The sequence below is a fragment of the Actibacterium ureilyticum genome (assembly GCF_002285435.1).
GTDB lineage: Bacteria > Pseudomonadota > Alphaproteobacteria > Rhodobacterales > Rhodobacteraceae > Actibacterium_C > Actibacterium_C ureilyticum.
This window is the reverse complement of record NZ_NSBT01000026.1, coordinates 227,447-245,184: the sequence shown is the minus strand read 5'-3', so window position 1 is coordinate 245,184 and position 17,738 is coordinate 227,447. Positions and strand designations below refer to the sequence as shown.

General features: G+C 63.8%; 21 protein-coding genes. 5 read left to right on the top strand and 16 right to left on the bottom strand.

The features are described 5' to 3' along the window. Positions 1-48: 48 nt before the first annotated feature. Positions 49-951, bottom strand: a complete 903-nt coding sequence (phnD, locus tag CLM60_RS09790) for a phosphonate ABC transporter substrate-binding protein (protein ID WP_095588976.1) — start codon at positions 949-951, stop codon at positions 49-51. A gap of 67 nt (positions 952-1,018) precedes the next feature. After that, complete coding sequence (gene phnC / locus CLM60_RS09785; protein WP_425427222.1) at positions 1,019-1,816, bottom strand: phosphonate ABC transporter ATP-binding protein; 798 nt, start codon at positions 1,814-1,816, stop codon at positions 1,019-1,021. 155 nt (positions 1,817-1,971) lie between these two features. Here phnC and CLM60_RS09780 point away from each other — a divergent pair, with 155 nt between their 5' ends. Further along, entirely contained in the window at positions 1,972-2,466 is a 495-nt protein-coding gene (locus CLM60_RS09780; RefSeq protein ID WP_095588975.1) for a flavin reductase family protein, read from the top strand. Positions 2,467-2,472: 6 nt separating this feature from the next. Here the strand turns inward: CLM60_RS09780 and CLM60_RS09775 are convergent, their stop codons facing one another. The 12 genes from CLM60_RS09775 to CLM60_RS09720 all read right to left on the bottom strand — a co-directional run bounded on the left by CLM60_RS09775 (position 2,473) and on the right by CLM60_RS09720 (position 13,253). Beyond that, on the bottom strand, positions 2,473-3,735 hold the full coding sequence (locus CLM60_RS09775; RefSeq protein ID WP_095588974.1) for an NAD(P)/FAD-dependent oxidoreductase: 1,263 nt from the start codon (positions 3,733-3,735) through the stop codon (positions 2,473-2,475). 16 nt (positions 3,736-3,751) lie between these two features. Continuing rightward, entirely contained in the window at positions 3,752-4,468 is a 717-nt protein-coding gene (locus CLM60_RS09770; RefSeq protein ID WP_095588973.1) for a c-type cytochrome, read from the bottom strand. 66 nt (positions 4,469-4,534) lie between these two features. After that, positions 4,535-5,125 carry a thioredoxin family protein gene (locus tag CLM60_RS09765; RefSeq protein ID WP_095588972.1) on the bottom strand — a complete coding sequence of 197 codons (591 nt, stop codon included), beginning with the start codon at positions 5,123-5,125 and terminating at the stop codon, positions 4,535-4,537. Positions 5,126-5,227: 102 nt separating this feature from the next. After that, on the bottom strand, positions 5,228-6,451 hold the full coding sequence (locus CLM60_RS09760; protein ID WP_095588971.1) for a c-type cytochrome: 1,224 nt from the start codon (positions 6,449-6,451) through the stop codon (positions 5,228-5,230). After that, positions 6,435-7,712 (bottom strand): sulfite dehydrogenase, encoded by a 1,278-nt coding sequence (gene soxC / locus CLM60_RS09755; RefSeq protein WP_095588970.1) that lies wholly within the window; start codon positions 7,710-7,712, stop codon positions 6,435-6,437. Before soxC ends, CLM60_RS09760 begins: the two co-directional genes overlap by 17 nt. A gap of 68 nt (positions 7,713-7,780) precedes the next feature. After that, positions 7,781-9,478, bottom strand: coding sequence for a thiosulfohydrolase SoxB (gene soxB, locus CLM60_RS09750; protein ID WP_095588969.1), 1,698 nt, complete (start codon positions 9,476-9,478; stop codon positions 7,781-7,783). Positions 9,479-9,607: 129 nt separating this feature from the next. Then, positions 9,608-10,402 carry a sulfur oxidation c-type cytochrome SoxA gene (gene soxA, locus CLM60_RS09745; protein ID WP_245848323.1) on the bottom strand — a complete coding sequence of 265 codons (795 nt, stop codon included), beginning with the start codon at positions 10,400-10,402 and terminating at the stop codon, positions 9,608-9,610. 91 nt (positions 10,403-10,493) lie between these two features. Further along, positions 10,494-10,823 (bottom strand): thiosulfate oxidation carrier complex protein SoxZ, encoded by a 330-nt coding sequence (gene soxZ / locus CLM60_RS09740; protein ID WP_095588967.1) that lies wholly within the window; start codon positions 10,821-10,823, stop codon positions 10,494-10,496. Between the two features lie 38 nt (positions 10,824-10,861). Then, positions 10,862-11,278, bottom strand: a complete 417-nt coding sequence (gene soxY, locus CLM60_RS09735) for a thiosulfate oxidation carrier protein SoxY (RefSeq protein ID WP_095588966.1) — start codon at positions 11,276-11,278, stop codon at positions 10,862-10,864. A gap of 40 nt (positions 11,279-11,318) precedes the next feature. Beyond that, positions 11,319-11,801, bottom strand: coding sequence for a sulfur oxidation c-type cytochrome SoxX (soxX, locus tag CLM60_RS09730; RefSeq protein WP_095588965.1), 483 nt, complete (start codon positions 11,799-11,801; stop codon positions 11,319-11,321). Between the two features lie 134 nt (positions 11,802-11,935). Next, positions 11,936-12,499 carry a thioredoxin family protein gene (locus CLM60_RS09725; RefSeq protein WP_095588964.1) on the bottom strand — a complete coding sequence of 188 codons (564 nt, stop codon included), beginning with the start codon at positions 12,497-12,499 and terminating at the stop codon, positions 11,936-11,938. Positions 12,500-12,515: 16 nt separating this feature from the next. Further along, entirely contained in the window at positions 12,516-13,253 is a 738-nt protein-coding gene (locus CLM60_RS09720) for a cytochrome c biogenesis CcdA family protein (protein ID WP_095588963.1), read from the bottom strand. A 67-nt stretch (positions 13,254-13,320) separates the two neighbouring features. Between CLM60_RS09720 and CLM60_RS09715 the strand changes: the two genes are divergently transcribed. The 4 genes from CLM60_RS09715 (at position 13,321) to CLM60_RS09700 (ending at position 16,195) form a co-directional block, all read left to right on the top strand. Next, positions 13,321-13,701 carry a thioredoxin family protein gene (locus CLM60_RS09715; RefSeq protein ID WP_095588962.1) on the top strand — a complete coding sequence of 127 codons (381 nt, stop codon included), beginning with the start codon at positions 13,321-13,323 and terminating at the stop codon, positions 13,699-13,701. Positions 13,702-13,900: 199 nt separating this feature from the next. Then, positions 13,901-14,230, top strand: coding sequence for an ArsR/SmtB family transcription factor (locus CLM60_RS09710; protein WP_095589322.1), 330 nt, complete (start codon positions 13,901-13,903; stop codon positions 14,228-14,230). A 39-nt stretch (positions 14,231-14,269) separates the two neighbouring features. Then, on the top strand, positions 14,270-15,316 hold the full coding sequence (locus CLM60_RS09705) for a YeeE/YedE family protein (RefSeq protein ID WP_095588961.1): 1,047 nt from the start codon (positions 14,270-14,272) through the stop codon (positions 15,314-15,316). A gap of 81 nt (positions 15,317-15,397) precedes the next feature. Beyond that, positions 15,398-16,195, top strand: a complete 798-nt coding sequence (locus tag CLM60_RS09700; RefSeq protein ID WP_095588960.1) for an enoyl-CoA hydratase — start codon at positions 15,398-15,400, stop codon at positions 16,193-16,195. On the opposite strand, the gene CLM60_RS09695 is transcribed toward CLM60_RS09700, so the two are convergent. Together CLM60_RS09695 and fabG are read right to left on the bottom strand one after the other, a co-directional pair. Beyond that, complete coding sequence (locus tag CLM60_RS09695) at positions 16,192-16,866, bottom strand: cysteine hydrolase family protein (protein ID WP_095588959.1); 675 nt, start codon at positions 16,864-16,866, stop codon at positions 16,192-16,194. The two genes, CLM60_RS09700 and CLM60_RS09695, sit on opposite strands and share 4 nt — an antisense overlap. A gap of 73 nt (positions 16,867-16,939) precedes the next feature. After that, a complete protein-coding gene (fabG, locus tag CLM60_RS09690; protein WP_095588958.1) occupies positions 16,940-17,719 on the bottom strand; it encodes a 3-oxoacyl-ACP reductase FabG in 780 nt (259 codons plus the stop codon). Between the last annotated feature and the right edge of the window lie 19 nt (positions 17,720-17,738).

The window sequence follows — 17,738 nt, the reverse complement described above, 5'->3', positions numbered from 1 at the left end:
CAGCGAACAGGCCCCGCGCGATGCGGGGCCTGCGTTGGGATTGTCGGATCAGTTCGATTTCGCCTTGCGCGCTTCGATGATCGACAGATAGGCGTCATGGGTGATCGGGTCGAAGCCCAGGGTCTCGCCCGCCGCGATGTTATAGGCGCAATCGGGATCGGCGTCGTACATGTTGTCGATCATGGCGGTCATCTTGGCCTTGACCTCTTCGGGCAGCGCCTTGCGCAGCACGATGGGGCCTTCGGGGATCGGCTTGGAGCGCCAGATCTCGACCAAATCGTTCATGTCGATTAGGCCCGCATCCACCGCCTTGCGCAGCGCGCCCGAGTTATAGCCATCTTCCCAGGCGCCTTGGCCGTCGGCCCAGGTCACGCCGCCGTCGACATCGCCATTGTTCACGGCAACGATGGTCTGTTCGTGACCGCCGGTGAATTTCACCTCGCCGAAATAGTCACCGTTTTCCATGCTGGCGCCGGTGGTTTCGGGGATCTCGATGGACGGGATCAGGTAACCGCTGGTCGAGTTCGGATCGCCGAAGCCGAAGACCTTGCCCTTCATGTCCTCAAGCGAGGTGATGCCGCTGTCTTTGCGGGCGAAACCGATGGAATGATAGCCATAGGAGCCATCGAGGTTGATCTTGACCAGTACCGGCTCGACCGCCTCGGGGTCTTCCAGATAGGTCTTGGCATAGCCCGACGCGCCCAGCCAGGCATAGTCGATGGTGCCGCCCAGCAGGCCCTGGATCACACCGTTATAGTCGGCAGGCGCGAAGATCTTGACCGGAACGCCCAGCGCCTCTTCGGTATAGTCCTTCAGGCACTGGTGCGAGGTCATGCGGTCCTGGGCGTTTTCGCCGCCCAGAATGCCGATGCGGAATTCGGTGATCTCTTGGGCGTTGGCGACACCGGCAAGCGCGGTGGTGGCCAGAGCGGCAGCAAACAGTTTTTTCATCTCGGTCTCTCTCCAGGTTGTTTGGCCCCGGGGGCCGTCCCCCGAAGCCGATGAAAATCGTCGGGGGTCAGGCGGGCACGCGGTCCAGCGCCTCGATTGCGGTCGATGTGGCGGCTTCGGAAAAGCCCGCATCGGCGCCATAGATGTCGCGCGCCACGCCGGTGGTCAGCTGTTCGGGCGTGCCGTCGAACACCACGCGCCCGTCGCGCATGCCGATCACCCGGTCGCAATAGCGCCGCGCGGTGTCCAGCGTGTGCAGGTTGGCGACGACCAGGCGACCGTCTTCCTCGTGGATGCGGCGCAGGGCGTCCATCACCACCTGGGCGTTCATCGGGTCCAGGCTGGCAATGGGCTCGTCGGCCAGAATGATGCGCGGGTCCTGCATCAGCGCGCGCGCAATCGCCACGCGCTGCTGCTGGCCGCCCGAAAGCGCCTCGGCCCGTTTGGGCGCCTGTTCGGCGATGCCCAGCCGGTCCAGGATGTCGATGGCGCGGTGAATGTCATCCTGCGGGAACAGGTTGAACAGGGTGGCCAGGGTCGAGCGGCGGTTCAGCGTGCCATGCAGCACGTTGCTGACCACATCCATGCGCGGCACCAGGTTGAACTGTTGAAAGATCATCGCGCATTGCGATTGCCAGGCGCGCTTGTCGCCACCGCGCAGGCGCAGGATATCGCGATCCTCGAACCGGATCTCGCCCTCGGTCGCATCGGTCAGGCGGTTCATCATCCGCAAGAAGGTCGACTTGCCCGCCCCCGACCGGCCAATGATCCCGATCATCACCGGTTTCGCGACATCGAATGTCACGTTCTGAACGGCGGTATTCGCGCCGAACCGCTTGGTTACACCCGTCACACGCAGCAGCATGTTCACCCCACAGCAATTCCCCACCCGAGCGGGTAAGCCATCGCCGCGACGGCTTTGTTTCAGTTTTCTGAACCTTTTATGACGCGCGGGGCGGCTTGCGCGGGTTGCACGCAAGGCCCGACCTGCTATCTGTCTGGCGCAAGGAAGGGACCGCCATGTCAGAATTCGTACCGGGGCCGGACACCAAACGCGCGTTGCGCGATGCAATGGGGCGTTTCGCGACCGGGGTGACGATTGTCACCGCGCGGACGGCGGACGGCCCGCTTGGCATCACCGCCAACAGCTTCACATCCGTGTCGCTGGACCCGCCGCTGGTGCTGTGGTCGCCGGCCAAACGCTCGGCCCGGTGCGCGGCGTTCTGCGCGGCGCCGGAATTCGCCATCCATGTGCTGGCCGCCGACCAGGCGCCGCTGGCCATGCAATTCGCGCGTTCAGGCACCGAATTCGACCCCGCCCACTGGCAGATCGGCGACGATGGCCTGCCGCTTCTGACCCATTACGCCGCGCGCTTCGTCTGTCGCCCCCATGCCCAGCACGATGCGGGCGACCATGTGCTGATCATCGGCGAGGTGACCCGCGCCTGTGCCGGGGGGATCAGCCCGCCGCTGGTCTTCACCGGCGGGCGCTATGGCACGTTCCGGGCCGACTGAGCGGCCCTAGCCGAACATGTCGGCGGTGATGCCCGCGTACCAGCCCACGCTTTCCTCGAAGGTCGCCTTGCGCAGCGCGGCATCCTCGCCGGTCTGGCTGATGAACCCGTCGACCTTGGCGATCTTTTCATCTGTCGCCTGATAGGACGCGCCCACCTTGACCCCGTCATCGGTGTCGATCAGCGACCAGCAGGTGTTGGTGAACTTGGCCGGGAACACCTTGGCCCCGGTCAGCGCGCCGCGCACGGCCATCGCCGCCACCTTGGCCTGACTGTTGGCCGAAAAGCCCGATTTCGGCATGTCGCCCTGGTTCGTGGCATCGCCCAGCACATGGATATTCTCGTCCATCCGGCTTTGCATCGTGTGGCCCGAAACCGGCGCCCAGTTGCCATCGGTGATGCCCGCGATTTCACAGATGCGCCCGGCCTTCATCGCCGGGATCACGTTGCAGACATCGACATTCGTGACCTCGCCATCGATGCTGACGGTCATCTCGTCCGGGTTCACCTCGACAGTGCCGCCGCCGAAATCGGGGCCGATCCAGTCGATCATGCCGTCATAGTGCTTGCCCCAGCCTTCCTGAAACAGCGCCTGTTTCGAGAATTTCTCTTTCGGGTCGGCGACGATGATCTTGGCCGTCGGATTGATCTGTTTCAGCAGATGCGCCACCATGCTGACCCGCTCATAGGGTCCCGGCGGGCAGCGATACGGGTTGGGCGGCGCGATCATGGCGAAGGTGCCGCCTTCGGGCATCGCCTCGATCTGGGCTTTCAGCAATTCGGTCTGCGATCCGGCCTTATAGGCATGCGGCATCTTGTTCTGGGCGCTGATGTCCCAGCCCGGCACGGCCCCGTCGACGAAATCGATCCCGGGGCTGAGGATCAACCGGTCATAGGGCAGCACCGCCCCACCGGCCAGCGTCACCGTCTTGGCATCGCGGTCGATCCCCACGGCCCAGTCATGCACCACATTGACCCCGTAATCCGCGGCCAGCGTGCCATAGGAATGCGCGATGGAGCCAATTTCGCGGAAGCCGCCGATATAGAGGTTCGAGAAGAAGCAGGTGTAGTAACTGCGCGACGGCTCGACCAGGCTCACGTCGATGGCCCCGTCGGAATCCTTGGCCAGATAGCGCGCGGCGGTCGCCCCGCCCGCTCCGCCGCCGATCACGACGACCTTGGGCATCCCATGCCCCGCGCCCCAGACGGTGGGCGCCGCAAGGGTCGCCGCCGACGCGGTGCCGATAAATCGGCGTCTGTTCAGTTTCATTGCAATTCCTCCCTTTTTATTCTTCGTCCGACAAGGCGCCGAAATAGGCCGCCAGCGCCGCGATCTCGTCATTCGACAGGCGCCCGGCCATCATCTGCATCACCGGATGCGGGCGCAGCTTTTCCTTATAGGCATGCATGGCCAGCACGAAATCCTCCTCGGGCCACAGCGTGATCGACGGAATGCCCTGATCGCTGCCGTCGCGTTGATGACAGGTGGTGCATTCGCTGGACAGGTATTCGCCGTAATCGGGATCGCCCCGGATCGCCAGGATCTCGTCCGACAGGTCCGGCAGGTCGCGGATCGCGGTCGGCGCGGCCTCGGGGATGTTGGCGGGGTTGTCCGAAAAATCGCGCAGGAAGGCCAGAAGATCCGCCCGCTGCTGGTCGTCCTTCAGCCCGCGAAAGCTCATCCGCGTGCCCGAGACCAGCGCCTTGGGATTGTGGATATAGGCATCCAGCGTCTGCAACGTCCAGGTCAGCCCGTCATTGCCCGCCCGCTGCATCGATTTCGAATAGCTGAACCCGTCGATCGCGGCCGCCTGACGGCCGAAAATGCCGTTCAGATGCGGCCCGATCCGGTTCGTTGCATCAGGGCCGATCTGATGACAGCCCTTGCATTGTGTCCAAAGCTCGGCCCCGCTTTCCGCATCGCCGATCCGCTCGACCGCAGCCACCGCGCCGGACAGTCCCAGCGCGAGCGCGGCGAAACAAAGTTTCGCAAATCCTCCCATATCTGGAACTCTATGCCAGTTCGGCAGCACAAACAAGAATATATCTATTCGTGAATGGGAAAAACGCTACCACACGTCCGGGTCGATCCCCTGCGCGCGCAGCGCTTCGAACTTGTCCTGTAAGTACCGCTGAAACGGTTGTTTTTCGTATTCGCCGGTCACCACATATTCCAGCGACGACAGATAGTGAAAGGGCTTCAGATATCCCGGCAGGCGAAACGCCTCGGCCAGGCGCGGATCGGTGGCCCCGGCGCGGCTGGCGGGGAACAGGACCGTGGTGGGGGTGAAGTTCACGCCCCATTTCGCGGCCAGCGCGCGTTCTTCCAGCGACTGGCCGTCGAAATCCAGAACCGCGCGCGCGCCCCACAGATCCAGCTGGATCACGTCGAAATGCGCGGTCAGGTAATCGACGATCTCAGGGCGGGCAAAGTTCACCTGATGCAGCTCGCGGCAATAGGGGCAGCCGGCCTGTTCGAACAGCACCATCAGCCCCCGGCCCGCATCGGCGGCGGTCTGAAGATCGTCGCCCAGCTCCAGGAAGCTGTCGGTGAACCAATCCTGCTTGTGCAGCCCGTCATCGCCCAGCTCGGCCGCGCGCAGCGGCCCGGCCAGGGACAGCGCAAGCGCGGTCAGGATCGTGTCGCGGCGTGTCGGCATAGCGTATCCTCCCGCCCGCAGCCTAGCACGGCGTGGGACAACCGCCAAAACACGAACGGGCGAGCCCAAGGGGCCCGCCCGCCGTCAGGGAGAAGCGAATGCTTACTGGAAGGTGCTGAGATAGGCGATGATCGCGGCGCGATCGTCTTCCTTTTTCAGCCCCGCAAAGGACATCTTGTTCTTGGCGATATAGCTTTTCGGATTGGCCAGGAACGCATCCAGGTTTTCCGGTGTCCAGACCAGACCGCCCTCGCCTTCGGTCACGAAGGGTTTGGAGTATTTAAAATCCCCCAACGCGGCGGCATGGCGCCCGACGACCCCGTTCAGGACCGGGCCGGTGCGGTTCTTGGCGCCGTCACCCACCTGGTGGCAGGCCTTGCACTTCTTGAACACCTTCTCGCCCGCGGCGACCAGTTCCGGATCGGCGGCTGCCATCGCCGCAGGCGCGGGTTCGGCGGGCGCCTCGGCGGCGGCGGGGGCTTCCTCGGCCGGTTCGGCAGCGGCGGTTTCCACTGCGGCCGGTTCAGGCGCGGGTTCCGCTGCGGCCTCGTCCTCGGCCCCGTGATCGGGCGTCACATCCAGAACGGCGGCGCGCATCGTGATCTCGACGCTGTCCTTGCAATCGCTCATGCAGGGTTCGGGATTCCAGAACGCGGCCTCGGCGGTTTCGCGGTCATCCACGACGAACCCTTCGGCATTCGGCAATTCGAACGCGGCGAAGTTTTCGTTCGACAGCACGAAATCCTCGTCCACCAGATCGTTGGAATAAAGGATATAGGCGACGATGGCATAGACCTCGTCCGCGCTGAGCGACTGCGCGTTGCCAAACGGCATCGAGCGGTTCACATAGTCCCACGCGGTCGACAGATGCGGCCAGTACGAGCCCACGGTTTTCAGCGGGTCCTTGTGCGCCAGCGTGCCCGCGCCCCCGGCCAGCTTCGGCCAGTTGTCGACACCTTCGGCGAAATCGCCGTGGCAGACCGCGCAATTGTCGGCAAAGACCTCTTCGCCGGTCAGCACGTCGCCCGAGCCTTCGGGCAGGCCGGTGCCATCGGGCGACACGTCCACGTTCCAGGCGGCGACCTCCTCGGGCAGCGCCACACGGCCCAGGCCAAACCCGCCCTCGGGCGTGGTCACGGCCGCCACTTTCATCGGCGCGGCGGCCTCGGGCGCGGCGGCGTTTTCGGCATGCGCCGCCGGCACGATCTTGCCACGCGCGGGCGCGGGCACATCGGCGACGAACTGATCCGCCAGGACATAGGCCGAGCCGATGACAGCCGCCACCCCGGTCAGGGCGGGACCGAACAGATTAAGAAACTTCGACATTCTCGGCCTCTCCGTTTTCCTTGACCCACCAGGTCTGAATGCAGTTGTTGTGATAGATCGAGTTTTCGCCGCGCACCTCGCGCAGCTGCGCCTTGCTGGGCTGCACGTAACCGGTGCTGTCCTTGGCGCGTGCCTGCAGCAGCATTTCCGACCCGTCCCAGTTATGGTCCAGATAGAACCGCGTCAGTGCCTTGTCGGTGCCGGGCGCGGCCAGACGCGCGGGCGTCCAGCTTTTGCCGCCATCGACGGACACGTCGACCCCGGTGATCGCGCCGCGGCCCGACCAGGCCAGGCCGGTGATGACCAGCGGGCCCGGCCCGTGGCTGATCGGCGATTGCGGGCTGGGGCTGGTGACGACCGATTTGGCGTCCATGACCCAGGTCCATTTGCGGCTGGTGCCGTCGGCCAGCGTGTCGGTGTATTTGCTGGTTTCCTCGCGGCTTTCGACGGGGCCATCCATGACCTCGACCCGGCGCAGCCATTTGACCCACATATTGCCTTCCCAGCCGGGCACGACCAGACGCACGGGGTAACCATGTTCCTTACGCAGTGCCTCGCCATTGGCCTTGAACGCCACCAGAACGTCGTCCAGCGCCTTTTCCATCGGGATCGAGCGGCCGTTCGACGACGCATCCGCGCCCTCGACATAGACCCACTTGTCGGCCAGATCGCCCGCGGCGTCCAAACCGGCCTCTTCCAGCAGGGTCCGCAGGGACACGCCGGAATATTCCATGTTGTGGATCATGCCATGGGTGAACTGCGCGCCGTTCAACTGCGCGCCTGCCCATTCCATGCCGGTATTGGCCGCGCATTCGCAGAAATACACGTGGTTTTCACGCGGGAAACGCTCCAGATCGGCATAGGTGAAGACCAACGGCCGGTCCACCAGACCGTTGATCATCAGCCGGTAATCTTCCTTGCGCAGCTCGATCGCGCCCGAGTGGTGGCGTTCGAACGCGCAGCCCTGCGGGGTGATCGTGCCGTCCAGCGCGTGGATCGGCGTGAAGTTGATCGAGCTGATCGTGTCGGCGGTCAGCCATTCCACATTCCGCCGGACAACGTCGTCCTCGTACTTGATCGGCAGGCCATACGGCGTGGCATCCACACCGTCGCCCAGTTCCTGGGCCCAGGGCTGGATTTCGGTGATCAGCGGATCGCCAGCTGCCAGCGCCGCGGTGCTGGTCGCGGCGGCCCCGCCCGCAGCGATACCGGCTTTCAGGAAGCCGCGCCGGGTGGTTGTGGGATCAGGTTTGTCTGTCATGTCTGCAACCTCCTCCTGAGATGCGTCATTTATATTCAATATTTGATATATGTCATTGCGGTGTTCGGTCACGCCCCTGTCACCTTCACCGATGTGTTGGGTTCCAGCTGGATCGGGCCCTTGCGCTTCAGATAACTTTCGACCACGTCCCAGATCGGCGGACCCTCGGTGCCCTCGTTCACGCTGGCCCAGCCCGCAACCACATAGGTCTTGGCCGGGTCGATGCTTTCGCCGGTCTTCAGCAGCACCATGTCGGTGATGCGTTCGCCGATGGGCTTGGACACGTCGATCTTGTAGCCCATGCCGCCCAAGCGAACCATGTCGCCGCCCTGTTGGTAATAGGGGTCGGGGTTGAACAGGTTGTCGGCCACGTCCTCGACAATCGTGTGGATGAATTCCCCTGTCATTTCCGACCGATAGGCATTGGGATAGGTCATCGAGGTGACGTTCCACAGATCCTCGCGGGTGATATCCTCACCCGGCAGGATCGACGGCCCCCAGCGCACGCCCGGCGACATGGCGATGTCGGCCTCGCGCTCTTCCAGCAGGGCGTCGCAGATCAGGTCGTCCCAGGTGCCGTTGAAGTTGCCCCGGCGATAGAGCAGGCTGTCGGTCTGGCCGATCACCTCTTCCAGCTGGTCCTTGAAGGGCGCGCGCTGTTCGTCGATCAGCGCGCTGACCTCGGCGTCGGGCGTGATCACGTCGCTGAAGATCGGGATCAGCTTGTGGCGGAAGCCCATCATCTTGCCGTCGCGCACGTCCAGGTCGACGCGGCTGACGAATTTGCCGTTGGATCCGCTGGCGATCAGGATCGTGTCGCCCACCACCAGCGGTTCGGGGATGGCGTCATGGGTGTGCCCGGTCAGGATCACGTCGATGCCGCTGACCTTGCTGGCCATGGCGCGGTCCACGTCGAAGCCGTTATGGCTCAGGCAGACGACCAGCTCGGCGCCCATGCCGCGCACCTCGTCCACCATTTCCTGCATGCGCTGGTCACGGATGCCGAAGCTGTATTCGGGGAACATCCAGCCGGGGTTGGCGATGGGCATATAGGGGAAGGCCTGGCCGATGACGGCGATCTTGGTGCCGCCGCGCTCATAGAACTCGTAAGGTTTGAAATTCTCGCTCGGTTCGTCCCATTCGGCGTCGAAGATGTTCTGCGCCAGCGCGTCGAAGGGCAGACCGGCCAGGATCTCGTGCACCCGATCCGAGCCCAGCGTGAATTCCCAGTGGAAGGTCATCGCGTCGGGCTTCAGCGCGTTCATCACGTTAACCACGTCCTGCCCTTGGGTCTGATAGCAGGTATAGCTGCCATGCCAGGTGTCACCGCCATCCAGCAGCAGCGCGTCGGGCCGGTCGGCGCGGATCGCGTTGATCACGGTCGCCACGCGGTCCATCCCGCCCATCTTGCCATAGGTTTTGGCCAGCGACGTGAAATCGGTATAGGTCAGGGCATAGGCCTCGGGGCTGCCCGGCTGGATCTTGTAGAGGTCCAGGAAATCCTGCCCCGTCACATGCGGCGGCAACCCGTTCACCGCGCCGATCCCCAGGTTGATTTCCGGCTCGCGGAACCAGATCGGCTTCAGCTGCGCGTGGATATCGGTGATATGCATCAGCGTCACGTTGCCGAACGTGTCGAATTGCAGCAGGTCGTCTTGGGTCAGCACCTGTTGCGCTGCCAGTTTCGACCAGTTGCCATAGCCCGAAACACCGTAGATCGCCGAGGCGGCCACCGATGCCTGCAGAAAATCGCGGCGCGAAATCATGTTGTCGTCTCTCCGTTCAGGTCGCAACGGACCAGCCGGTGCCCGCGTCTTGCGGGCCGGTGAACCGATGCCAGATAAAGGAACTAACGAATGGTCCCCGCGCAGGTGTCCCCCGCGCGGGGAAGTGTCTTAGTTGCGCACCGACGGGCCTTCGACCGACAGGCCGTTCCCGCGCGAGGCGACGTAAAGCTCCAGCGCCACGAATTCCGGCGAGCCGGGGCTGAAGGTTTCAGCCCGCGTATCGCGGATGCAGCCCTTGAACCGCGCATGGGTCGAATTCAGCTTGGCGTTCTTCAGACGATAGGTCGGAAACCCGTTGATCTGCCCCTGGGACAGGTGGTCTGCCCGGATGAGGTTGTCGTAGTTATCCTCGTGGCAGTTCGCGCAGGACAGTTCGAGCTGACCATAGCGGGTATAGTAGATCTCCTTGCCCTTCGCCCAGGTTTCGGCGGCCGGACCGTCGATGGCCACGCTGACCGGCAAACCGCGCGACTGGACCGAGATGAGGGCGGTCATGTTGACCATGTCGCCCGAATCCCATTTCCACGGCTCGGCTTCCATCCGGTTTTCGCGGCAATCGTTGACCTGCATCTCCAGCGTGCGCACCTCGCCCGCGGCCTCGTTCCACTTCGGATAGACCGCACGCACACCGGCCATGCCCTCTTCCGGGGCGCCGTGGCAATCGGCACAGGACTTGCCCGCCGCACCATCGGCGGTGTCCCAGACCTCTTGCGCCGCGTCGACGAAGATCATGCCCGGGTTGTCGAAATCGTCCATCTGGAACGCCTGGGTATCGTCGGACCGAAAGGTCCAGCCGGACCGGATCTCGTCGATATATTCCATGTGTTCCGGTGCCGCGGTGCGGGTCACGATCTCGATGTCGCCATTGATCACCAGTTCTGCGTTTTCGTCTGCAGCTGCCATGCCGGCCGCCATGACCAGCCCAAGGGCAGTAGCCGTCAGCGGCTTAAGCGGGTTGCGTTCCATACGTTTCCTCCCTGAATGAAACACCGGCTTAGCCGATTGCGATCGATTTTGTTTCTTCGTAAACCGACCCGTCATCGTCGTACCAGGTGAACTTGAAATCACCGGCTTCGGGAACGGTCGCATCGAATTCGACATAAGGGTTGGTCGAAATCGCGGGTTCCATCGTCATGTCGATCACGCCCTGCCCGTTGAATTCACAGGTGAAGCGGTTGATGATCGAACGCGGGATCAGGTTGCCGTCGCCGTCCTTGCGCTGACCCGATTCCATCTTGTGGCTGATCAGGGTCTTGATGGTCACGGAATCGCCAGCAGCGGCTGTTTTCGGGACCTTGACGCGGGGTTTTACACCATCTGCCATTTGCTTTTTCTCCTAGGATATCTGGGGGTGCGGGGCCGTCAGCCGCCGCAGCCGCCGATTGTGACTTTGACCGTGTTGGCGGCGCGCACGAAGCTGCCATCGGCCATCTTGGCGATGGCGATCACGTCCTGCGTGCCGGCCAGACGGATCCGGGTCGAGGCCGCCTGGCTTGCCGCCAGCGGACCGAAGTTGAAGGTGGCCACGCCCGGCGTCGGGTTGCCCGAGGCCAGAACCAGGATCGAGGCCGCACCCGGCGCGTCGACGCTGATCGGCACGGTGTTGCCGTTTTCCGCGATCTCGGGCGTCGTCAGGCTCAGCCCGCCCTCGCCCACTTCGGCACCGCCGGTAAATGCGGCGATGGCATCTTCGGTGGCCGCGGTTGCGCGCAGGGGCAGCGCCAGGCTGGCCGCGAAACCGGCACCCAGAGCGATGGCGCCACGTCGTGTCAGTTGCATGTGTTTCTCCTCTTGATCAGGTTGCGATCCGCAGGCCGGATCACTCCTCTTTCAATGTCATCAGATAGGCGACCACGTCCTCGACCTGCTGGGCCGACAGAAGCGGCGGCAGCGGATCGGATTTCGCGGCCTTGCCGGTATAGGCATCACCGGGGCGGATATAGCCGGTCGTCTTGTAGAAAGCCGGCATGATGGTGCCGTCATAGGTCATCTTGGCATTTGCCACGATGCCGCGCAGCTCGGCCTCGCTCCAGCGGTCTGCGACGCCGTCCAGGATCGGACCGACCTCGCCGTGGAACGGCACATCGTCGGCCATTTCGCTGATCGCGTGGCACGAGACGCAGTTCCCCAGGCCTTTGGTCGAAACGACCTTGCGGCCATTGGCGGCATCGCCGGCCGCGCCGGACAGCGATTGTGCGACAGCACCGTCTTCGAAAGTCACGTCCAAGGGCGCGACTTCGGCCCCCACTGCAAGACCAGCGCTGGCGATCAGCGATGCGATGGTCAAGGTTGCGCGTTTCATAAGAAAGACTCCTCCCAGTGTCTTTTGTCCTGCCAGCCACATTATCTGAGGTATACCATGGCGTGCAACAACAAATCTAGTTTTTTGCATATTTAATGGCGGCATTGGCGGGACCTTTCAGCGGTCCCTGCCCCTTACTGCCCTTCTTGCAACTTCCTGGCGAGATATTTCTGAAAATGCTCGTCACTTTCATAGCCTTTTTCCAGAATCCAAGTCAGCAGGCTGTGGGTCGTGCCGGTTCCGAAGGCACCGGGCATCGTTGCCACGGCGGCCTGGGCGGCGGTCCCGTCCGCGGGGGCGGATTCGGGCATGAACATCATCGTGGGCGTGAACATCACCCCCCAGCGCCGCGCCATCTCCTTTTCGGTCAGGGTGGTGCCGTCGAAATCGGTCACCTCGACATCGCCGAACAGGTTCATCTGCACCACGAAATACCGGTCGTTCAGGAGCGCGGCGATATCGGGGTCGGGAAAGACCTCTTCGTGCATCTTCTTGCAATAGATGCAGCCGCGCTGTTCGAAGATGACCAGCATCCGCTTGCCCTCGTCATTGGCCTCGGCCAGGTCCTCGGACATGTCCTTGAACGTGTCGCGCAGCCAGTCGGGCTTGTGCAGGCCGTCATCGCCCATCGGCGCCGTGGCCCAGACCGGCGTGGCCACGGCCAGCGCGGCGGCGGCGATCAAAGCGTGCAATCTCATAGCGTCCTCCTTGAGGTCAGCCGATCGAGGTCAGCCACGGCGCGTGGCGGATCATGAAATCGGCAATATAGGAAATGGAATTCGTGGCAATCAGCAGGCCGAACAGAATCAGCATCCCGCCCATCACCTTTTCGACATGGCCCATATATTTGCGGTTGCGCTGGACCCAGGCCAGGAACGGCCGCGCAAACAGCGCCGCCAGCACAAACGGGAACGTCATCGCCAGCCCATAGACGGCCAGCAACGCGGTCCCGCGGGCCAGATCGCCCATGCCGCTGGCGATCATCAGAATCGCCGCCAGCGCCGGGCCGACACAGGGCGTCCAGCCAAACCCAAAGGCCAGCCCCATGACATAGGCCCCGATCACCCCGCTGGGTTCGGCTTTGCTTTCCAGCCGTGCCTCGCGGTACAGGAACGGGATCCGCAGGATGCCCAGGAAATGCAGCCCGAACAGGATCAGGATGCCCGCTGCGATATAGGACAGCGGCGTCATCCATTGCCGGAACGCCTGCCCCAGCGCCGTGGCGCCCAGACCCAGCAGCATGAAGATCGACGTGACCCCCAGCGCAAAGAACACCGCCGACAGCACCAGCCGCCGCTGCGCGCCCGGCGCGATCGTGTCATCGCCGCGCAGCTCGGTCATTGAAATCCCGGCCATGTAGCACAGGTAAAACGGCACCATGGGCAGAATGCAGGGCGACAGGAACGACAAAATCCCGGCCAACGCCGCCCCACCAAAGGAAATATCCAGCACCGTAGCCCTCCCTTGCCCGGTGAATAAAAACATATTACGATCTTTTAATGTTTTGTGGACATCGTCAATGACACATCTGCGAAAAGCGGCGGCCGCTCTGGCGGTCCTTATGCTCACCACGGTTCCGGCGCTCGCCGATCTGACGCTGCTGATGGTCGAACAGCGCGGCTGCGCCTATTGCCGGATGTGGGACAACGAGATCGCGCCGATCTATCCCAAGACGGCCGAGGGCAAGGTCGCCCCGCTGCGCCGGATGGATCTGAACGCCGCGCAGCCCGCCGATGTCACGCTGAACAGCCGCCCGGCCTTTACCCCCACCTTCGTGCTGCTGCGCGACGGGGTCGAGATCGACCGCCTGGAAGGTTACCCGGGCGAGGATTTCTTCTGGGGTCTGCTGGCGCGGATGCTGGAAACCGAACCGGAATGGGCCGCGCATACCGGGGGCTGAAATCATGCTGCGCTGCAAAAGCAACGCCGCGGCGAATTGAGCCGGGAACTTGGCACACAAGGTCGCAAGCACATATTTATTGTGCTATACCGTGCAAAGTCTCCTATATAGGGAATGTTAGGGCAGGAACGGACGTGCCGCACAGCGGCATCGGAAAACACAGATGACGGATTTCGCAGCGCATATCGGGATGGGACACATGGATGCAGAGGACACCACCGTTGATCCGGTGGATGCCAACAGCATGATCGACTCTGCCGAATCCGCGTCGAACTTCCTCAAGGCGCTCAGCCACGAAGGCCGCCTTATGATCCTGTGCCACCTGACCACGGGCGAGAAATCGGTGACCGAGCTGGAAAAGCTGCTGTCGTCGCGCCAAGCCGCCGTCAGCCAGCAACTGGCGCGTCTGCGGCTCGAAGGGCTGGTATCCTGCCGGCGCGAGGGCAAGACGATCTATTACTCGTTGTCAGATCCGCGCGCCCGGCGCATGATCGATCTGGTCTATGACATGTTCTGCGGGGCATCCTAAGGTCATCGACACGGTACGTCTTACCGTCTGGGAGGATTTATGGACGTTATCCCGATTGGCGCGCTTGCGGCGCTGATTGGCCTGGCGACCGGCATCGTGCTGGGGCTGGCCGCGCGGCTGGGCGACTTCTGCACGCTGGGCGCGATCGAGGCCGCCACCTATGGCGGCGACCACACCCGCCTGCGGATGTGGGGTGTGGTGCTGGGCACGGCGATCCTGTCGACCTTTGTCCTGGCCGAGGGCGGCCAGGTGGACCTGTCGCAAAGCTTTTACCATTCGATTGCCTGGAACCCGCTGGCCAGCATCCTGGGCGGGCTGATCTTCGGCTATGGCATGGCGCTGGCTGGCAATTGCGGCTTTGGCGCGCTGATCCGTTTCGGCAGCGGCGATCTGCGGGCGATGGTCGTGGTGGTCGTCATGGCGATCACCGGCTTCATCACCCTGGGCGGCCCGCTGTCCGAACTGCGCATCTTCGCCTTTCCGCAGCGCGATGCCGACAGCATGCAGGGATTTGCCCATCTGGTGGCGGGGCAGCTGGGCGTGTCGCCGCTGATCTTTGCCGCGCTGGTGGCGGCGGCGTTCTTCTGGTGGGGTCTGTCGCATGACGGGCTGCGCCGCGACCCCCGGCGCGTCGCCTGGTCGGTCGCCGCCGGCCTGTCGGTCAGCTTCGCCTTCTGGGGCACCAGCGCGCTGAACGATCAAAGCTTCGGCGCCGTGGGCGTCGAGGCGCATTCCTTCACCGCGCCGCTGGGGCGCACGCTGATGTGGCTGATGACCTCGTCCGCGGGTGGGTTGAATTTCGGCGTGGGGTCCGTGGCGGGCGTGTTTTGCGGCGCGCTGATCGGATCGGCCATCAAGCGCCGCTTCCGGTGGGAAGCCTGCGAGGACCCGCGCGAGCTGGGCCGTCAGGTGACGGGCGCAGCCATGATGGGCGTGGGCGGCGTGCTGGCCATGGGCTGTTCCATCGGCCAGGGCGTCAGCGCCTTTGCGACGCTGGCCTATTCCGCGCCGGTCACGCTGGGCGCGATCTGGCTGGGCGCGACATACGGCCTGCGCCGGATGATCGAGGGCTTCCAGCCCGACTGACCCCTGCCCCTGTTTTCCGCTGGATCGTGCCGGGACCGGGCGCTAGGCTGCGCCCAATTGACCGTCAGGGGAGGACGAGAAATGACAGATGACGCACCGGTTCTGGTCGAGATCGCGGATCAGGTGGCGACCGTCACCCTGAACCGACCCAAAGCCATCAATGCCCTGTCCGAGGACCTGTTGGCCGCGCTGCAAACGGTCTGGGACGATCTGGCCGTCAATCCGGGCGTCAAGGCGGTTGTCCTGCGGGGCGCGGGTGCGCATTTCTGCGCCGGTCACAACCTGAAGGAAATGAACGCCCGCCGGGCCGATGACGATGGCGGGCATGCCTATTTCAACGACCTGTTCGCGCGCTGTGCGAAGATGATGATGTCGATCGTTCACCTGCCCCAGCCGGTCATCGCCGAAATCAGCGGCATCGCCACCGCCGCCGGATGCCAGCTGGTCGCCAGCTGCGATCTGGCCGTGGCCTCGGACGAGGCGCGCTTTGCCACGTCGGGCGTCAATATCGGGCTGTTCTGTTCCACGCCGATGGTCGCGCTCAGCCGCAATGTGGCGCGCAAACACGCGATGGAAATGCTGCTGCTGGGCGAATTCATCCCCGCCGACCGCGCCGCGCAGATGGGGCTGGTCAACCAGGTGGTGCCGCTGGCCGATCTGCCCGGTGCCGCCCGCGACATGGCGCTGAAGATCGCGTCCAAGGCGCCGGTGGCGGTCAAGACCGGGAAATCCGCCTTTTACGCCCAGGCCGAGATGGATCTGGCCGCGGCCTATGAGTTCGCGGGCCGCACCATGGCCGAAAACATGATGGCCCGCGACACCGAACGCGGCATCGGCGCCTTTGTCGAAAAGCGCCCGATGCCGGAATGGGAAGGCTAGCCCGCCGCCAGGAACCCGCGCACCTCTGCGCTGCTGACAACGTGGCAATAGATCATGTTGATCACCCGCAGTTCGTGCTCGTGCAGCTCCTGCGTGGCGGCGGCGCAGCAATCCTCGACCACCACGACGCCGAAGCTTTCATCCGCCAGGCTGCGGACCGAGGATGAGATGCACTGATCGGTGAAGATCCCCGCCACGATCACATCCGTAATGCCCATATTGTGCAGCACCATCCGCAGGTTGGTGCCGGTGAGCGCGCTGTCGGTGGTTTTCGTCACCACGATCTCGTCGCCCTTGGGACCCACCGCATCGACGATCTGGCTGTCTGCGCGATCCTTGGGCAGCAGCAGATAGTTGAAGCCCGGTTTCTTCTGCGAAAGCGACCGGTCGCGCCCATCCTCTTTCAGACAGGCGATGCGGGCGTGGATGACCTCGACCCCGTTATCCCGCGCCCAGGATTGCAGCGCGGCGGTGTTGGGGATGACGGTGCCATGCATCCGGTCAAAGAACGGCTGCCAGCGCGCGGCCTCGGCCGGGTCGTCGGGCACCTCCAGATAGGTGTTCTGGATGTCGATCACCAGAAGCGCGGTCTTCGACGGGATCAGGGTGATGTCGTCGGGCGCGTCGGCCGCCTCGTAATAGAAGCTGCGCCAGTCGGTTTTCCAGTTCATCGCAGGCCTTTCCGCCGATGTTCGATTTCTCGCCAGAGGGTCGGGCGCGGCCCGGCATGCCGCCGGGCCAATCTCAGATTTCCTCGATCGCCTCCAGGCTTTCGGGCAGGATCTGGCCGCCATCCACGACGATCTGCTGGCCGGTGATATAGCCCGCCTCGTCACTGGCAAAGAACAGCGCCGCGTTGCCGATATCTTCGACCGCGCCCAGCCGTTTCAGCGGGATCGAGGCCGCCATGGTCTTCAGATAGTCCTCGCCCAGGTCCTGCAACCCTTCGGTATAGATGTTGCCGGGCATCACCGCGTTGATCGTGGTGCCATAGCGCGACAGCTCCATCGCGGCGGTCTTCAAAAAGCCAAGCTGGCCCGATTTCGACGCGCCGTAATGCGCCCAGCCCGGATAGCCCGTGACCGGCCCGGTGATGGACGAGGTCAGCACCACCCGCCCCTTCCCGGCCTTTTCGAAATGGGGGATGCAGGCCTTGACGCACAGAAAGCTGCTTTTCAGGTTGGTGGCCATCACGCCATCCCAATCCTCGGGCGACATGTCGATCAGCTTGACCTGCGGGAAGATCCCGGCATTGGCGCACAGGATGTCGACCCCCCCGAACGTGTCGGCGGTGGTGGCGACCATGGCCTGCACACTGTCCCAATCGGCCACATCGGTCAGGCAATAGGCGGCGGTGCCGCCCGCCGCTTCGATCTCGGCCACGGCGTCTTTCGCGGCGCCCGCGCCCCGCGCGGCGATCATCACCTTGGCGCCCTGCGCGGCAAAGACCTGGGCGATGCCCTTGCCGATGCCCTTGGACCCGCCGGTCACGATCACGGATTTGCCTGCGATGGATGTGAGCATGGTTTTCCCTTCCTTTATC